Raw genomic sequence first — 14096 nt, forward strand, 5'->3', positions numbered from 1 at the left:
GATGATCCCCGACCTCAAGCGCTCGCAGGCCGTTTCGCTGGCCCTCCTCGTGGGTGCGGGCGCCACGGCCTGGGGCCTCGCCCGGCGCGATCCCTCGCAGCGGGAGGAGGACGCGCTCATCTACGCCGACCTCGCCGCCTGCACGGCGCAGGGACTGCGCCCGCCGGAGGCCTGCGAGGCCGCCGACCGGGAGGCGCGCGCCCTCTACCCGCGCGTCGCACCCCGCTACGCCTCGAACGCCGAGTGCGAGGCCCATCACGGCTGCGGCGGCTGCACGGCGGGCGGCTTCGTCGGGAACGAGGCCGCCGGCTTCTTCATCCCGGTCCTGTCGGGCTTCCTGATCGGCCGCACGCCGGAGCAGAACCTGCCGGTGCAACCGCTCTTCCGCCACGCCCCGCGCGCCTGCGGCAGCGGGGCCGCCGCGACCGGCAGCTACTGCACCAGCAGCGGCGGCCGCGTCTGGGCCGCGTCGAGCCGGTCGAGCACCGCGCGGGTCTCCTCGGCGGTGGCGCGCAGCCCGCCGACCACGCCCCGGGTGATCGCCAGCGGCGGCTTCGGGGGCACCGGTCACGCCATGACCGCGGCCCATGGCGGGGCAGGGGCAGGGGGAAGCTGATGCGTCGCCTCGACCTCGGCGAGCGGCCGGACTGGCGCCACAGGGCCGCGGCCGCGGGCTTCACCTTCCACAGCTTCGACGGCGCCCCCTACTGGGACGAGAGCCACGCCTACGCCTTCACCCTCGACCAAGTCGAGCGCGGGATCGAGGCGCCGAGCGCGGACCTCCACGCCCTCTGCCTCGACTTCGTCGACCGGGCCGTGGGCGACGAGGCGGTCCTCGCCTCCCTGGGGCTGCCCGCGCACGCCTTCGACGTCGTGCGCGAGAGCTGGCGGCGGGGCGACCCGTCGCTCTACGGCCGGCTCGACCTCGCCTATGACGGGCGCGGGCCCGCGAAGCTCCTCGAGTACAATGCCGACACGCCGACCGCCCTCTACGAGACCGGCGTCTTCCAGTGGCTCTGGCTGGAGGACCTCCTCGACTCGGGCCGGTTGCCGGCCGGCAGCGACCAGTTCAACGCGGTGCACGAGCGCCTGATCGCGCGCTTCGCGGCGATCGGCGGCCCCGTCGCCTTCACCTGCATGGCCGAGGCGCCCGAGGATCGCGGCACCGTCGCCTACCTGCAGGATTGCGCCCATCAGGCGGGGCTCGCCACCCGCTTCGTGCCCCTCGACGGGATCGCCTTGCGCGAGGACGGCGCCTTCTCGGACGGGCTCGGAGCGGATCTCGGCAGGTTGTTCAAGCTCTATCCCTGGGAATGGGCCTTCCGGGACGCCTTCGGGGCGCGGCTCGCCGGGACGCCGACCCGGTTCCTGGAGCCGCCCTGGAAGGCCGTGCTCTCGACCAAGGGGCTGCTGCCGCATCTCTGGCGGCTCGCGCCCGGCCACCCGAACCTGCTGCCGGCCTATTTCGAGGACGACCCGGCCAAGGCCGGGCTGGGGACGAGCTTCGTCAAGAAGCCGATCCTGTCGCGGGAGGGGGCAAACGTCCTGATGGTGCGCGACGGCGCCGTCCTCGCCCGGGAGGAAGGGCCCTACGGCGCCGAGGGCTTCGTCCGCCAAGCCCTCGTCGACCTGCCGGTCTTCGCCGGGGCGCGGGTGCTGGCCGGGAGCTGGATGGTCGGGGACGCGCCCGCGGGCCTGTGCCTGCGCGAGGGCGAGGACTGGATCACCGGCAACCGCGCGCGGTTCGTGCCGCACGCGATCCTGCCGTGACGCCGCCGCGCCCATACCCTATCTCCCCGGCGTGACCGAGATCCTGTTCTACCACCTGCAGCGTCAGCCCCTCGAATCGGTGCTGCCGAACCTCCTGGAGAAGTCCCTGGAGCGGGGCTGGCGCGTCGTCGTCCAGGCGGCGAGCGAGGAGCGGCTCGCCGCCCTCGACGACCAGCTCTGGACCTTCTCGGAGGAGAGCTTCCTGCCCCACGGCACCGATCGCGAGCCCGATTCCGGCACGCAGCCCGTGGTGCTCACCCTGCGCGAGACCAACCCCAACGGCGCCTCGATCCGCTTCCTGGTCGAGGGCGCGCCCCTGCCGGAGGACGCGGATGCCTACGCGCGCATCTGCATCCTGTTCGATGGCACCGACCAGGAGGCCCTGCTCCACGCCCGCGAGCAGTGGCGCCACGCCAAGGAGGCCGGCCACGGCGTGGCCTATTGGCAGCAGGACGAGAACGGTCGCTGGCAGAAGAAGGCGTGACGGCGCGCAAGGAGAGACCCCGATGATCCGCATCCTGATGCTGCTCGCCGCCCTCGCGGCGGCGCCCGCGCTCGCGCAGCAGCAACCGCCGCGCCCGCCGGAGGCCCGCGCCGCCGAGGCGAGCCGCCCGACCGAGGGGCGGCGGCTGCCGCCCGACGCGGTGACCCAGCACAGCCTCACCCTCGGGGACGGGCGGGTGCTGGCCTTCACGGCGACCGCCGGCAGCCTCGCCCTCGTCGACGAGAGCGGCAAGCTCCAGGCGGAGATCGCCTTCACGGCCTTCACGCTGCCCGACCGGGAGCGGGCGACCCGGCCCGTCACCTTCGCGATCAACGGCGGCCCGGGGGCGGCCTCGGCCTATCTCAACCTCGGCGCCGTGGGGCCCTGGCGCCTGCCCCTCGACGGGACCAGCATCAGCCCCTCCGCCCCGCCCGTGCCGGTGGCGAACGACGAGACCTGGCTCGACTTCACGGACCTCGTCTTCCTCGATCCGGTCGGCACCGGCTACAGCCGCGCCTCGGGCGACGACGCCAAGCGCTACTACGCGGTGGACGCGGATGCCGCGGTCCTGTCCGCGGCGATCGCCCGCTGGCTGCGCAGCAACGACCGCCTGACCTCGCCGAAATTCTACCTCGGGGAGAGCTACGGCGGCTTCCGCGGGCCGCTCATCGCCCGCAAGCTCCAGGACGATGTCGGGGTCGGGCTGTCGGGCCTCGTCCTGCTCTCGCCGGTCCTGGATTTCGCCTGGCTGCAGCCGCCGCGGCACAACCCCCTCGGCGACGTCACCCGGCTGCCCTCGCTCGCCGCCGCCGGCCTGGAGCGGCGCGGCGCCACCCCGGACGCCGCCGCGATGGCGCAGGCCGAGTCCTACGCCACGGGCGACTACCTCGCCGACCTGCTGCGCGGCCCCCGGGATGGTGCCGCCCGCGAGCGCCTGACCGAGCGCGTCGCCGCGCTCACCGGCCTCGACGCCGCCCTCGTGCGGCGGCAGGGAGGGCGGATCTCAGCCAGCAGCTACCAGCGCGAGAGCGGGCGGGCCGAGGGCCGGGTCGCCAGCGCCTACGACACCGGCATCACGGGCTGGGACCCGGAGCCGGACGCCGCCTATGCGGGCTTCGAGGACCCGGTCCTCACCGCCATTCAGGCCCCGCTCGCGAGCGCTGCCGTCGACCTCACCGCCCGCACCCTGAACTGGCGGGTGACGAACCTGCGCTACGAACTCCTGAACGGCAGCGTGAACCGGCAGTGGAACTGGGGCTCGGGTCGCCAGCCGCCCGAGGTGGTGAGCGACCTGCGCCAGGCGCTCGCCCTCGACGGGTCGCTGCGGGTGCTGGTCGCCCACGGCTACACCGACCTCGTCACGCCCTATTTCGCCTCCAAGCTGATCCTCGACCAGCTCCCCGCCTACGGGACGGGGCGCCGGCTCAGCTTGGCGGTTTTCCCGGGCGGCCACATGTTCTATTCCCGCCAGGCCTCGCGGGCGGCGCTCCGGGGCGAGGCGCTGCGCCTCTACGAGGCGGCGCTGGCGGCGCGGCGGGACAGCAGCGAGGGACGATGACGAGGATCCGGGGCCTCGCCGCGATGATCGGCGCGGCACTGCTCTCGGGCTGCGGCGGCGGCCCGGAGCGCGCGTCACCGGTCGCGGCGATCCCGCCCCCGCGGCCGCCCGCCTATTCCGGGCCGGTCCTCGCCCCGGACGGCAGCTGCACCGGGCCGGCCCCCAGCGCGGCGGCGGAGATCGCGCCCGGCATCGGCGAGTGCGAGCTCGTGCGCCTGAAGGGCAAGCCCCCGACCGACGTCCTCGTCGGCGAGAGCGGGCGCGGCCAGCGCGAGGTGCAGGTGCTCTACGCCGAGCCCGGCGGCAAGGAACTCTACTTCTTCGTCAACAACCGGCTCGACCGGGTCGTGAAGTAGCCCGCGCGGGGCGGGACCCGCGGCCCCCGTCCGCGGCCGTCGCGGCCGGCCGTTGCAAGCAAGACGCTCCTGCGAGGAACGAGTCCCTGATGGCGCGCGACCCGAACGCGATCGACTTCTGGCGCGGCTTCGCCCTGATCACGATCTTCATCAATCACATCCCCGGCAACGTCTTCGAGAACTTCACCTACTCGCAGTACGGCACCTCGGACGCGGCCGAGCTGTTCGTGTTCCTGGCGGGCTGGTCGATCGGGATCGCGATCCGCGGCCGCAGCGGGCAGGTGGAACCGGCGGGGCGCACGGTGCTGCGGCTGCTCTCGCGGATGGTCGAGGTCTACCGGGCGCAGCTGGTGATCACGGCGATCGCGCTCGCGCTCCTGGCGGGGGCCGCCCTCGTCCTCGACAACCCGCTCCTGCTCGAATGGCACAATGCCGGCCCGGTCTTCACCGACCCGGTCCAGACCACCGTCGGCTGGGTCACCCTCCTGCACCAGCTCGGCTTCTTCAACATCCTGCCGCTCTACGTGGTGCTGCTCGGCCTCGCCCCCGTCTTCGTGCTCACGGCGCGGCTGAGCCGGCTCGCGGCGCTCGGCGCCTCGCTCGCCCTCTACCTGACGGCGCTCGTCCTCGAACTCAACATCCCGTCCTGGCCGCAGGAGGGGCACTGGTTCTTCAACCCCCTGTGCTGGCAGCTCCTGCTGGTGCTCGGCTTCCTGGCGCACGAGTGGCGGCGCGAATCGGCGGCCTTCCTGACGTGGCGGCGGCGCCTGCGCCCCCTCGGGATCGGCATCGTGATCCTCGGGGCGGTGCTGGCGTGGTTCCACATCCGGCCCGATCCGCTGACCGTGCCGGAGCCGCGCCTCCTCTTCACCTTCGACAAGTCGCACCTGCCGCCGGCCCGGCTGATCCACTTCATCGGCGTGATGCTCGCCTTCCAGGGCGCCTTCGAGTGGATTTACGCGCGGTCCGCCTGGCTGGGGCGCCACCTGGCCGCCCTGGGCCGCAACTCGCTCGCGGTCTTCTCGGTCGGGTCGATCGGCAGCCTCGCGGGGCAGCTCGTCAGGTTCTGGACAGGAGGCGGTTTCGCCGTCGACCTTCTTGTCGTAGGATCTGGCATATTAGTACTCGCGTTCACCGCATGGTTCGTCGAATGGCGCTCCCGTTCTCCTCGGTCCTCCGTCTCGGCCTGACCGGTCTGTTCGGGCTCGCCGCGCTCTGCACGGCGGCGGCGCAGGGATCGACGGTGCCGACGCCGGCCGCGAAGGTGGTGGCGCCGGGTCCCGACGTGCCGGATCCGAGCCTCTCGCCCGAGTGCCGCGTGCCCGGCTCGAAGCTCTACACCCTGGCCAAGCTGCGCGCCGTGAAGAAGGCCCTGCAGGAGCAGCGGGCGATCCACGTGCTCTCGCTCGGCTCCAGCTCCGGCGGCCTCGGCGGGGCGACCTATCCGGTGAAGCTCGAATCGGCCCTGGAGCAATCCTTTCCCGACGTGACGGTGGACGTGGACAGCCGCGGCCTGCAGGGCGAGATCACCTACGGGGCCACCGAGCGCGTGCGCAACATGATCGCGGAGATAGAGCCGGACCTCGTCGTCTGGCAGGTCGGCTCCAACGACGCGCTCGCCCGGGTCGACGTCGAGGCCTTCGCGGCCTCCCTGTCCGAGACGATCGACTGGATCAAGTCGCACGGCATCGACGTGGTGCTGGTCGACCCGCAATACACCGCGAGCCTCGCGCAGGACGGCTACTACAACACCTTCGTGCGCACGATCCAGCGCGTGGCCTCCGAGAAGCAGGTGCCGCTGGTGCTGCGCTTCGAGGCGATGCGCTACCTCGCGGGCCACGCCAAGGGCGACGGGCTGATCGGTGCCGGCTTCCACCTCGCCGATCTCGGCCATCGCTGCATGGCCGAGCACGTGACCCGGGCGATCACCGTGTCGCTGCTCCAGCCCGACGTCACCGGGACGGCGGGCCCGCCCCCGCCCCCGGCGCCGACCGCCGCGGCCAAGCCGAACCCCTGAGGCCGCGCCGTCCGGCGGGCCGCTGCGACGCGACGCGCGGGTCCACACCGCCCCTGTGCACAGCGGGGGTGACGCGCCGACAGCCCTCGTTTTGTGCGCCGCACCGGAACCATAACCGCAGCGTCGCGGTTCTGTTCATGTCCCGCTCAGGCCCGATCGTGCTTGATCCCCGCCAACGATTGGCGTCTCAGGAGAACTCGTCGTGCGCATAGCCCAGATCGCTCCCCTCGCGGAGGCTGTCCCGCCCAAGTTCTACGGCGGCACCGAGCGCGTGGTCTCGTGGCTGACCGAGGAGCTGGTCCGGCAGGGCCACGACGTGACGCTGTTCGCGAGCGGCGATTCTGAGACGAGCGCCAAGCTCGTCGCCTGCGCGCCCGAGGGCCTGCGGCTGGCCGGCATCCGCGACCACGTCGCGAGCCACCTCGCCATGCTGTACCACCTGCGTCGGCGCGCGGACGAATTCGACATCATCCACTTCCACATCGACCTCCTGCAGTACCCGCTGTTCGAAGACCTGAACCACAAGTGCGTCACGACCCTGCACGGTCGCCTCGACGTGCCGGACTTCATGCCGGTCTACCGCACCTTCACGGGCATGCCGCTGGTCTCGATCTCCGACCATCAGCGCGGGCCGATGCCGTCGAACGCCAACTGGCTGGCGACGATCCATCACGGCCTGCCGGCGGAGAATTGCCGCTTCTCGGCGACCCCGAAGGACGGCGGCTACCTCGCGTTCCTGGGCCGCATCTCCCCCGAGAAGCGCCCCGACCGCGCCATCGAGATGGCCAAGCGCTCGGGCGTGAAGCTCAAGATCGCCGCCAAGGTCGACAAGGCCGACCAGGAATACTGGGATGAGGTCATCGAGCCGATGACCCATCACCCGCTCGTCGAGTATATCGGCGAAATCAACGAGGACCAGAAGCACGACTTCCTCGGCAACGCCCTGGCGCTCGCCTTCCCGATCGACTGGCCGGAGCCGTTCGGCCTGGTGATGATCGAGGCGATGTCGGCGGGCACGCCGGTGATCGCGTGGCGCAACGGCTCGGTGCCGGAGGTGATCAAGGACGGCGTGTCGGGCGTGGTGGTCGAGTCCATGGACGAGGCCGTGGCCGCGGTCGAGACCGTGAAGGGCATGAGCCGCCAGGCGGTGCGCCGCTACTTCGACACCCGCTTCACCGCCACCGTGATGGCGAACACCTACGTCAACGCCTACGAGTCGCTGATCGCGGCGGACGCGGCGGCGATCAAGATCCCGGGCCTCGTCCGCGAGATCGGGGCCTCCGCCACCAACGGCGTGCACGGCGCGGTGCCGGCCGGTCTCTGGCCGCTCTAAAGCCGCCTCACCGACCCTCACGACGCCACGCGGGGCCCGTTCCGAAAGGAGCGGGCCCCGTTTCCATTCCGGTCAGCGTGGAGCCGCCCCGATGAAAGGAGAGGCGCACCCTCGTCGCGATCCGCTACGGGACGGTGCAAGGTGACCTGGGCGGTCTGCTTCCGGGTGGCGATCAGCCGCCCGTCGAGATGCGGCCCACCACGATCTCGCGCCACAGCGCCACGCCGCGGGTGTTGACGCCGCAGCAGGCCACCGTCCCGGCCCATTCCCGATCGGCCTTGGGGACCATCTCCCCGACGAGCCTGCCCTTCCCGGCCACGGATCCAGATGCCGCACCGGCGACGCGGCCGAGACGCTTTATCAAGGCGACCCTGACGGCGTTCACGCCGTCGCGGCCGATCATGGCACGGCCTACGATCCGGCCGGCACGGGTCTCGCGTCGCACGGGAGCCTCGCCCGCGCCCTCCGGCAGGCCCGGGCACTGGCCGGGGCGCCGCCCGCCCGGTCCCGACCGGTTGCCAACGCCACCCAGGAGACGGCCATGCCCGACTTCGTGTTCATGCTGACGCGGCACGACCGCACGGTGGCGGATGCGGGCGAGCGCCTCGCCGAGGCCCTCGACGCGGGCCTGCGCCACGTCGGGTTCAAGGATGTCGGGCTGCCGCTCCCCGCTCTCGACCGCCTCGCCGCCACGATCCGGGCGGCGGGCGGGACGGCCTATCTCGAGGTGGTCAGCCTCGACGAGGAGAGCGAGCGGCGCTCGGCGCGGGCCGCCGTGGATCTCGGCGTCGACGTGCTGATGGGCGGCACCCGCCCGCACGCCGTGCTGCCGCTCCTCGCCGGGACCGGGATCCGCTACTACCCGTTCCCGGGCCGGGTCGTCGGCCATCCGAGCCGGCTCGACGGCAGCCCGGAGGCGATCGTCGCGAGCGCTCAAGGTCTCGCCGCGATGCCGGGCGTGCACGGCCTCGACCTCCTCGCCTACCGCTTCGCCGGCGACGTGCCCGACCTGATCGCCCGGGTCTGCGCCGCGGTGGACAAGCCCGTGCTGGTGGCGGGCTCGATCGACCGAGAGGAGCGGATCGCCGCCCTGGTCCGGGCGGGCGCGGCCGGGTTCACCATCGGCACGGCGGCGCTCGACGGGCGGTTCCCGTCCGCGGAGCCCGGCCTGCGCGGCCAGATCGCGGCGGTGCGGGACCTGCTGGCGCGGGCCACGCGCCCGGGGGCCTGACCGCCGTCGTCTCGTGATGCTGTCGCGCGGAACCCCTGGTACAGGCCGCAGGATGGCCCACATTGGCGGGCGTATGGGGCGGGACGCGCCCCGATTCGCGCCTCGCCCGGACCCTTCCTGCCCCTTGCACCCCGGAGACCCGCCCCGATGGCCGCGACCGTCCAGGACCTCCCGCTCCCTCCCGGCGCCCTCGACGACGAGCCCCTGCCGCAATACCACATCGAGGCCCAGACCTCGCTGGTCGAGCGGCCGCTGCGCTCCCTCAAGCACGGCGACGCCTTCGCGGTCCTCGACAGTTACGGCGATATCGGCGTCTTCCCGGGGCCTGAGGGCCTCTACTTCCAGGACACGCGCTTCCTCTCGCGCCTCGAACTCACCGTCGAGGGCCAGCGCCCGCTGCTGCTCGGCTCGGTGATCCAGGACGACAACGGCGCGCTCTCGGTCGACATGACCACGCCCGACATCCGCCTCGACGCGGGCGACGAGACCGCGATCCCCCGCGAGATCATCGCCCTCGAGCGCACCAAGTTCATGTTCCGGGGCACCTGCTACGACCGGATCGGGTTGCGCAACTACGACACCAAGCCCCGTCACCTGCGCCTCGCGCTGACCTTCGACGCGGATTTCCGCGACCTGTTCGAGGTCCGCGGCAGCACCCGCGAGCAGCGGGGCCAGCGCAGCGTCGCGGTGACGAGGCCCGACGAGGTCACCTTCCGCTACCAGGGCCTCGACCAGCGCCTGCGCACCACCCGCCTGCGCTTCGGCCCCGCCCCGGCGGTGATCGAGCCGCACCGGGCCGAGTTCGCGATCCGCCTCGCCCCGGGCGGCCGCACCTCGATCTTCGTGCGGGCGGTGTTCGACGCCACCGACGTCAAGGACGAGACGCGCGTCGCCGTCACCGGCAGCGCTCTGCCGATCACCTCCTCGGTCTACCCCAATCCCCGCCGCGAGGAGGGGCATGCCAAGGGCGAGGGCATGGCCTTCGCGCTCGCCTACCGGGACGCCCGCCGCGACCTGCGCGCCGCCACCGCCGACATCACCACGATCGAGAGCTCGAACGACCAGTTCAACGAGGCGGCCTGCCGGGCGACCGCCGACCTCTACATGCTGGCCACCCGCACCACCCACGGGCTCTACCCCTACGCCGGCATCCCCTGGTACAGCACGGTGTTCGGGCGCGACGGCATCATCACCGCCATGATGACGCTGTGGATCGACCCCAACATCGCCAAGGGCGTGCTGCGCTACCTCGCGGCGACGCAGGCGAAGACCAACAATCCGGCGGCCGATGCCCAGCCCGGCAAGATCCTGCACGAGACCCGCCACGGCGAGATGGCCAATCTCGGCGAGGTGCCGTTCTCCCACTATTACGGCACCATCGACGCCACGCCGCTCTTCGTGATGCTGGCCGGCCAGTACTTCGAGCAGACCGGCGACAGGGCGACGATCCAGTCGATCTGGCCGAACATCCTGGCGGCGCTCGAATGGATCGACACCTACGGCGACCGCGACGGCGACGGCTTCGTCGAGTACGCCCGCGAGACCGACAAGGGGCTCGCCAACCAGGGCTGGAAGGACAGCCACGACTCGATCTTCCACGCGGACGGGCGCATGGCGCAGGGGCCGATCGCGCTCTGCGAGGTCCAGGGCTACGTCTTTGCGGCCAAGCGCGCGGCCTCGAAGCTCGCGGGCGTGCTCGGCCACGACGCGCTCTCGGAGCGGCTGAAGGATTCCGCCGAGCGCCTGCGCGCGGCCTTCGACAAGGCCTTCTTCCTGCCCGAGATCGGGACCTACGCCCTTGCGCTCGACGGCGAGAAGCGGCCCTGCGCGGTGCGCGCCTCGAATGCCGGCCACGCCCTCTTCACCGGCATCGCGCTGCCCGAGCGCGCGGCGGGCGTCGCCGAGGTGCTGATGTCGAAGGACGGGTTCAACGGCTGGGGCGTGCGCACGGTCGCGCAGGGCGAGGCCCGCTACAACCCGATGTCCTACCACAACGGCTCGATCTGGCCGCACGACAACGCGATCTGCGCGCTCGGCCTCGCCCGCTACGGCCACAAGGACGCGGCCGCGCGGGTCTTCGAGGGCCAGCACGGTGCCTCCCTCTACCAGGACGGGCGGCGCCTGCCGGAACTGTTCTGCGGCTTCACCCAGCGCAAGCAGCGCGGGCCGACGAACTATCCGGTCGCCTGCAGCCCGCAGGCCTGGGCGGCGGCGGCGCCCTTCGCCTTCCTGGCGGCCTGCCTGGGGCTGGAACTGCGCCACGACCGCAACCGGATCCGCTTCCGCGACCCGATCCTGCCGGCTTTCCTCGACCGGGTGCTGATCCGCAACCTGAAGCTCGGCTCCTCGCGCATCGACCTGCTCCTGCACCGCCACGGCGCCGACGTCACGGTCAACGTCCTGCGCCGCACCGGCGACGCGCAGGTGGTGCTGATGAAGTGAGAGGGGATTTCGGCCTGCGGCCCGGCGAGGAGGGCATCCCCCTCCCGCCGGATTTCGACGCCGGCCTCCACTTCATCGGCCGCATCCGCACGCCGTGGACCCGGCGGGAGGATTGCCCGAAGAACGCGGCGCAATCCTCCGAGCCCTGCGGGATCGAGGTCGATCCGCTCTACGCGCCGGGGCTCGCGGGCCTCGACGGCACCACGCACCTGATCGTGCTCTACTGGATGGACCGGGCACCCCGCGGCCTGCTGCTCCAGCAGCCGCGCCACGCGCCGGAGCGGCGCGGGACCTTCGCCCTGCGCTCCCCGGCGCGGCCGAACCCGATCGCCCTCTCGGTGGTCGACCTCCTGGCCATCGAGGGAGCCCGCCTGACGGTGCGCGGCCTCGACTGCCTCGACGGCACCCCGCTCCTCGACCTCAAGCCGTACTTCGCCTCGACGGACAGCAAGCCGGGAGCGCTCGTGGGATGGCGCGAGCGCTGACGCTGCGGATCGGGCCAGCCCGCGCTGCGGCACCCGTCGACGCGAATTCGCTCTAAGCTTGGCTCTTCTCGGCTTAGCGGCGCAGGATTCATTCACTTCGAACAACGATCGGGGTATCTGTGGAAGTCGCGGCGTATAAATCTCGCATCATCTCGACTTATATCGTTTGACATATTTATTACAGTCACGTTTTGGCAAGATATCCTGGGCACTGTACCGGTCGATGCGTCGTCTCCCGGTACGGTCATGCGGATCAGAAGCAAGCTCCTCGTCCTCCTGTCTGCGCTGGGCGGCGTCACCCTGCTGGTGGCGGCGATCGGCGCACAGTCGCTCTCGGCGACCGACGCGGAGGTGGCGGCGCTCCACACCGCCTCGACCCGGTCCCTCTACAGCGAGCGGCTGAACCGGCTGGTGACGGCCGTGGTGATGGATGCGCGGGGCATCTACGCGGCGCCGACCGTCGCGGAGGCGCGGCCCTTCGCGAACGGGATGGTCGCCTCCCTGGACGCCATCGACGGGCTGCTCGCGCGCTGGACGCCGCTCGTGCCCGAGGAGGACCGGCCGCTCCTCGACGCGGTGCTGCGAGGGTCGGCGGCCTTCCGGGGCTTCCGCCTGGAGACGGTCCGGCTCGCCCGGGAGGTCTCCCCGCAGGCCGCGAACCTCCAGGGCAACAACGAGGCGAACCGCGAGAACCGCAAGGCCTTCCAGGCGAGCATCGACGCCCTGACGGCACGCAGCCGGGATTCGGAGGCGGCGATCGAGGCGCGCACCCGGGACCTCTTCGCCGCGCGCCTGCGGCTGATGCTCGGGCTGGCGCTCGGCGGCACGCTCCTCTCGGTGGGGATCGGCGCCCTGGTGGCGCAGCGGCAGATCGGCCGGCCCCTGCAGCAGGTCACCCAGGCGATCCGGGCGCTCGCCGCGGGGGATTACCGGCTGCCGGCGGTCGCGCGGCGCCGCGACGAGATCGGCGAGATCTGGGACAGCATGGCGGTTTTCGCCGAGACGATGCGGGAGGCCGAGGGCCTGCGCGGGAGCGAGGCGGCGGCCGAGCGGCGGGCCGCCGAGGCGCGCCGGGCGCAGATGACCCTCCTGGCGCAGCGCTTCGAGGCGAGCGTCGGCGGCCTCGTGGGGCAGCTCGCCGGCGCGGCCCGCGACATGGATGAGGCGGCCCGCACCATGGTGGGTGAGGCGGACCGCTCCGCCCTGGGCACGCGCAGCGCCGCCGGCGCGGCCGAGCTGACCTCCGCCAACGTCGCCACCGTGGCGGCGGCGACCGAGGAGATGTCGGCTTCGATCCAGGAGATCGTGCAGCAGGTGGGCGCCTCGTCGCGGATCGCCGGCGAGGCCCTGGACGATGCCCGTCGCACCGACGCGACGGTGCAGGAACTGGCGGCGAGCGCCGAGCGCATCAGCCACGTGGTCTCCGTGATCGCGACCATCGCCAGCCAGACGAACCTGCTGGCCCTCAACGCGACGATCGAGGCGGCCCGGGCCGGCGAGGCGGGGCGGGGCTTCGCGGTGGTCGCCGCCGAGGTGAAGGATCTCGCGGGCCAGACCGCGCGGGCCACCGAGGAGATCGGCGGCCATATCGGGGCGATCCAGGCGGCGACGCAGGCGGCGGTGGCGGATCTCGACCGGATCGGGCGGGTGATCGCCGAGATGTCGCGGGCCGCGACGGGCATCGCCACGGCGGTCGAGCAGCAGGGCAGCGCCACCCGCGAGATCGCCCGCAGCGTCCAGGACGCCGCCTCAGGCACCGCGGAGGTGACCGGCACCGTCTCGGAGCTGCGCCGCGGCGCCGCCACGGCCGGCGAGGCGGCCGCGCGGGTGCTGGAGGCGGCCCGCGCCCTCTCGGGCTGCTCGGAGAGCCTCGGGCGGGAGGTCAGCGGCTTCCTGGTGGGGCTGGAGGCGGCGTAGGGGGCCGCCGGTCGCCGCCTCGGGGCCGCGATCGGGACGGGTGTCGTGATCTGCGGCGAAGACATCCAATGTTTGATGCTGGCACTCCAGGACAGGCGCGGGGAACCCCTCTCCCGTGCGGGCTACCGTGTGTGCACATCTCCGTAGCCAGCTCATCGGCTGAACGAATCTGGAAGGCACAACACCCCTCATGCTGAGGTGCTGCGTAGCAGCCTCGAAGCACCCCTGACCATAGATCCAGCCCGAGACCTACTTGGACAGACTGTTCTGGAGTGCTTCGAGGCTCCCTGCGGTCGCACCTCAGCATGAGGAATTGGGTTTGTTGCCATTGGCCGGGTCTGATGCTGCGGCTCACCATCGCCTGACTGGATGATATCGCCCGATCTTCAGCCTGCTCGGCGTCGGTCGAGCCTTCTGAGGCTATGCAGGCGATCGTGCAGCGCGTGCGGATGAGCGATGACGGGTCGGCCTGATGTCGAATCGATGTGATCGATCATCCCGTT

At 72.1% G+C, this 14096-nt stretch carries 13 protein-coding genes; 12 read left to right on the plus strand and 1 reads right to left on the minus strand.

The window, feature by feature from the left end; genetic code table 11:
- Position 1 precedes the first annotated feature (1 nt).
- The 8 genes from ACW9J6_RS12505 to ACW9J6_RS12540 all read left to right on the plus strand — a co-directional run bounded on the left by ACW9J6_RS12505 (position 2) and on the right by ACW9J6_RS12540 (position 7518).
- Positions 2-616 carry a DUF1190 domain-containing protein gene (locus ACW9J6_RS12505; RefSeq protein WP_457116806.1) on the plus strand — a complete coding sequence of 205 codons (615 nt, stop codon included), beginning with the start codon at positions 2-4 and terminating at the stop codon, positions 614-616.
- Positions 616-1770: a glutathionylspermidine synthase family protein gene (locus ACW9J6_RS12510; protein ID WP_457116807.1), complete on the plus strand. Its 1155-nt coding sequence runs from the start codon at positions 616-618 to the stop codon at positions 1768-1770. The genes ACW9J6_RS12505 and ACW9J6_RS12510 overlap by 1 nt, the downstream gene beginning before the upstream one ends.
- A 31-nt stretch (positions 1771-1801) precedes the next feature.
- Positions 1802-2254, plus strand: coding sequence for a DNA polymerase III subunit chi (locus tag ACW9J6_RS12515; RefSeq protein ID WP_457116808.1), 453 nt, complete (start codon positions 1802-1804; stop codon positions 2252-2254).
- A 22-nt stretch (positions 2255-2276) separates the two neighbouring features.
- Positions 2277-3812 (plus strand): S10 family peptidase, encoded by a 1536-nt coding sequence (locus tag ACW9J6_RS12520; RefSeq protein ID WP_457116809.1) that lies wholly within the window; start codon positions 2277-2279, stop codon positions 3810-3812.
- On the plus strand, positions 3809-4168 hold the full coding sequence (locus ACW9J6_RS12525; protein ID WP_457116810.1) for a hypothetical protein: 360 nt from the start codon (positions 3809-3811) through the stop codon (positions 4166-4168). The genes ACW9J6_RS12520 and ACW9J6_RS12525 overlap by 4 nt, the downstream gene beginning before the upstream one ends.
- Before the next feature lie 89 nt (positions 4169-4257).
- Complete coding sequence (locus ACW9J6_RS12530; protein WP_457116811.1) at positions 4258-5358, plus strand: OpgC family protein; 1101 nt, start codon at positions 4258-4260, stop codon at positions 5356-5358.
- Positions 5319-6185: an SGNH/GDSL hydrolase family protein gene (locus ACW9J6_RS12535; protein WP_457116812.1), complete on the plus strand. Its 867-nt coding sequence runs from the start codon at positions 5319-5321 to the stop codon at positions 6183-6185. Before ACW9J6_RS12530 ends, ACW9J6_RS12535 begins: the two co-directional genes overlap by 40 nt.
- 202 nt (positions 6186-6387) lie before the next feature.
- Entirely contained in the window at positions 6388-7518 is a 1131-nt protein-coding gene (locus tag ACW9J6_RS12540) for a glycosyltransferase family 4 protein (RefSeq protein ID WP_457116813.1), read from the plus strand.
- A gap of 172 nt (positions 7519-7690) precedes the next feature.
- Here the strand turns inward: ACW9J6_RS12540 and ACW9J6_RS12545 are convergent, their stop codons facing one another.
- Positions 7691-7963, minus strand: a complete 273-nt coding sequence (locus ACW9J6_RS12545; protein WP_457116814.1) for a hypothetical protein — start codon at positions 7961-7963, stop codon at positions 7691-7693.
- Positions 7964-8059: 96 nt separating this feature from the next.
- Between ACW9J6_RS12545 and ACW9J6_RS12550 the strand changes: the two genes are divergently transcribed.
- The 4 genes from ACW9J6_RS12550 to ACW9J6_RS12565 all read left to right on the plus strand — a co-directional run bounded on the left by ACW9J6_RS12550 (position 8060) and on the right by ACW9J6_RS12565 (position 13593).
- On the plus strand, positions 8060-8749 hold the full coding sequence (locus tag ACW9J6_RS12550; RefSeq protein ID WP_457116815.1) for a 4-hydroxythreonine-4-phosphate dehydrogenase: 690 nt from the start codon (positions 8060-8062) through the stop codon (positions 8747-8749).
- Between the two features lie 147 nt (positions 8750-8896).
- Positions 8897-11191 (plus strand): amylo-alpha-1,6-glucosidase, encoded by a 2295-nt coding sequence (locus tag ACW9J6_RS12555; RefSeq protein ID WP_457116816.1) that lies wholly within the window; start codon positions 8897-8899, stop codon positions 11189-11191.
- Positions 11188-11676 (plus strand): tRNA (N6-threonylcarbamoyladenosine(37)-N6)-methyltransferase TrmO, encoded by a 489-nt coding sequence (tsaA, locus tag ACW9J6_RS12560; RefSeq protein ID WP_457116817.1) that lies wholly within the window; start codon positions 11188-11190, stop codon positions 11674-11676. Before ACW9J6_RS12555 ends, tsaA begins: the two co-directional genes overlap by 4 nt.
- Positions 11677-11922: 246 nt before the next feature.
- Positions 11923-13593 carry a methyl-accepting chemotaxis protein gene (locus tag ACW9J6_RS12565; RefSeq protein WP_457116818.1) on the plus strand — a complete coding sequence of 557 codons (1671 nt, stop codon included), beginning with the start codon at positions 11923-11925 and terminating at the stop codon, positions 13591-13593.
- The last annotated feature ends 503 nt before the right edge of the window (positions 13594-14096 follow it).

The organism is Methylobacterium sp. JK268 (assembly GCF_054052225.1).

What these genes read in the sequence shown, in the direction of transcription:
- ACW9J6_RS12505 (WP_457116806.1), top strand. Translation starts at nt 2, where the DNA reads ATGATCCCCGACCTCAAGCGCTCGCAGGCCGTTTCGCTGGCCCTCCTC.
- ACW9J6_RS12510 (WP_457116807.1), top strand. Translation starts at nt 616, where the DNA reads ATGCGTCGCCTCGACCTCGGCGAGCGGCCGGACTGGCGCCACAGGGCC.
- ACW9J6_RS12520 (WP_457116809.1), top strand. Translation starts at nt 2,277, where the DNA reads ATGATCCGCATCCTGATGCTGCTCGCCGCCCTCGCGGCGGCGCCCGCG.
- ACW9J6_RS12525 (WP_457116810.1), top strand. Translation starts at nt 3,809, where the DNA reads ATGACGAGGATCCGGGGCCTCGCCGCGATGATCGGCGCGGCACTGCTC.
- ACW9J6_RS12530 (WP_457116811.1), top strand. Translation starts at nt 4,258, where the DNA reads ATGGCGCGCGACCCGAACGCGATCGACTTCTGGCGCGGCTTCGCCCTG.
- ACW9J6_RS12535 (WP_457116812.1), top strand. Translation starts at nt 5,319, where the DNA reads ATGGCGCTCCCGTTCTCCTCGGTCCTCCGTCTCGGCCTGACCGGTCTG.
- ACW9J6_RS12550 (WP_457116815.1), top strand. Translation starts at nt 8,060, where the DNA reads ATGCCCGACTTCGTGTTCATGCTGACGCGGCACGACCGCACGGTGGCG.
- ACW9J6_RS12555 (WP_457116816.1), top strand. Translation starts at nt 8,897, where the DNA reads ATGGCCGCGACCGTCCAGGACCTCCCGCTCCCTCCCGGCGCCCTCGAC.
- ACW9J6_RS12565 (WP_457116818.1), top strand. Translation starts at nt 11,923, where the DNA reads ATGCGGATCAGAAGCAAGCTCCTCGTCCTCCTGTCTGCGCTGGGCGGC.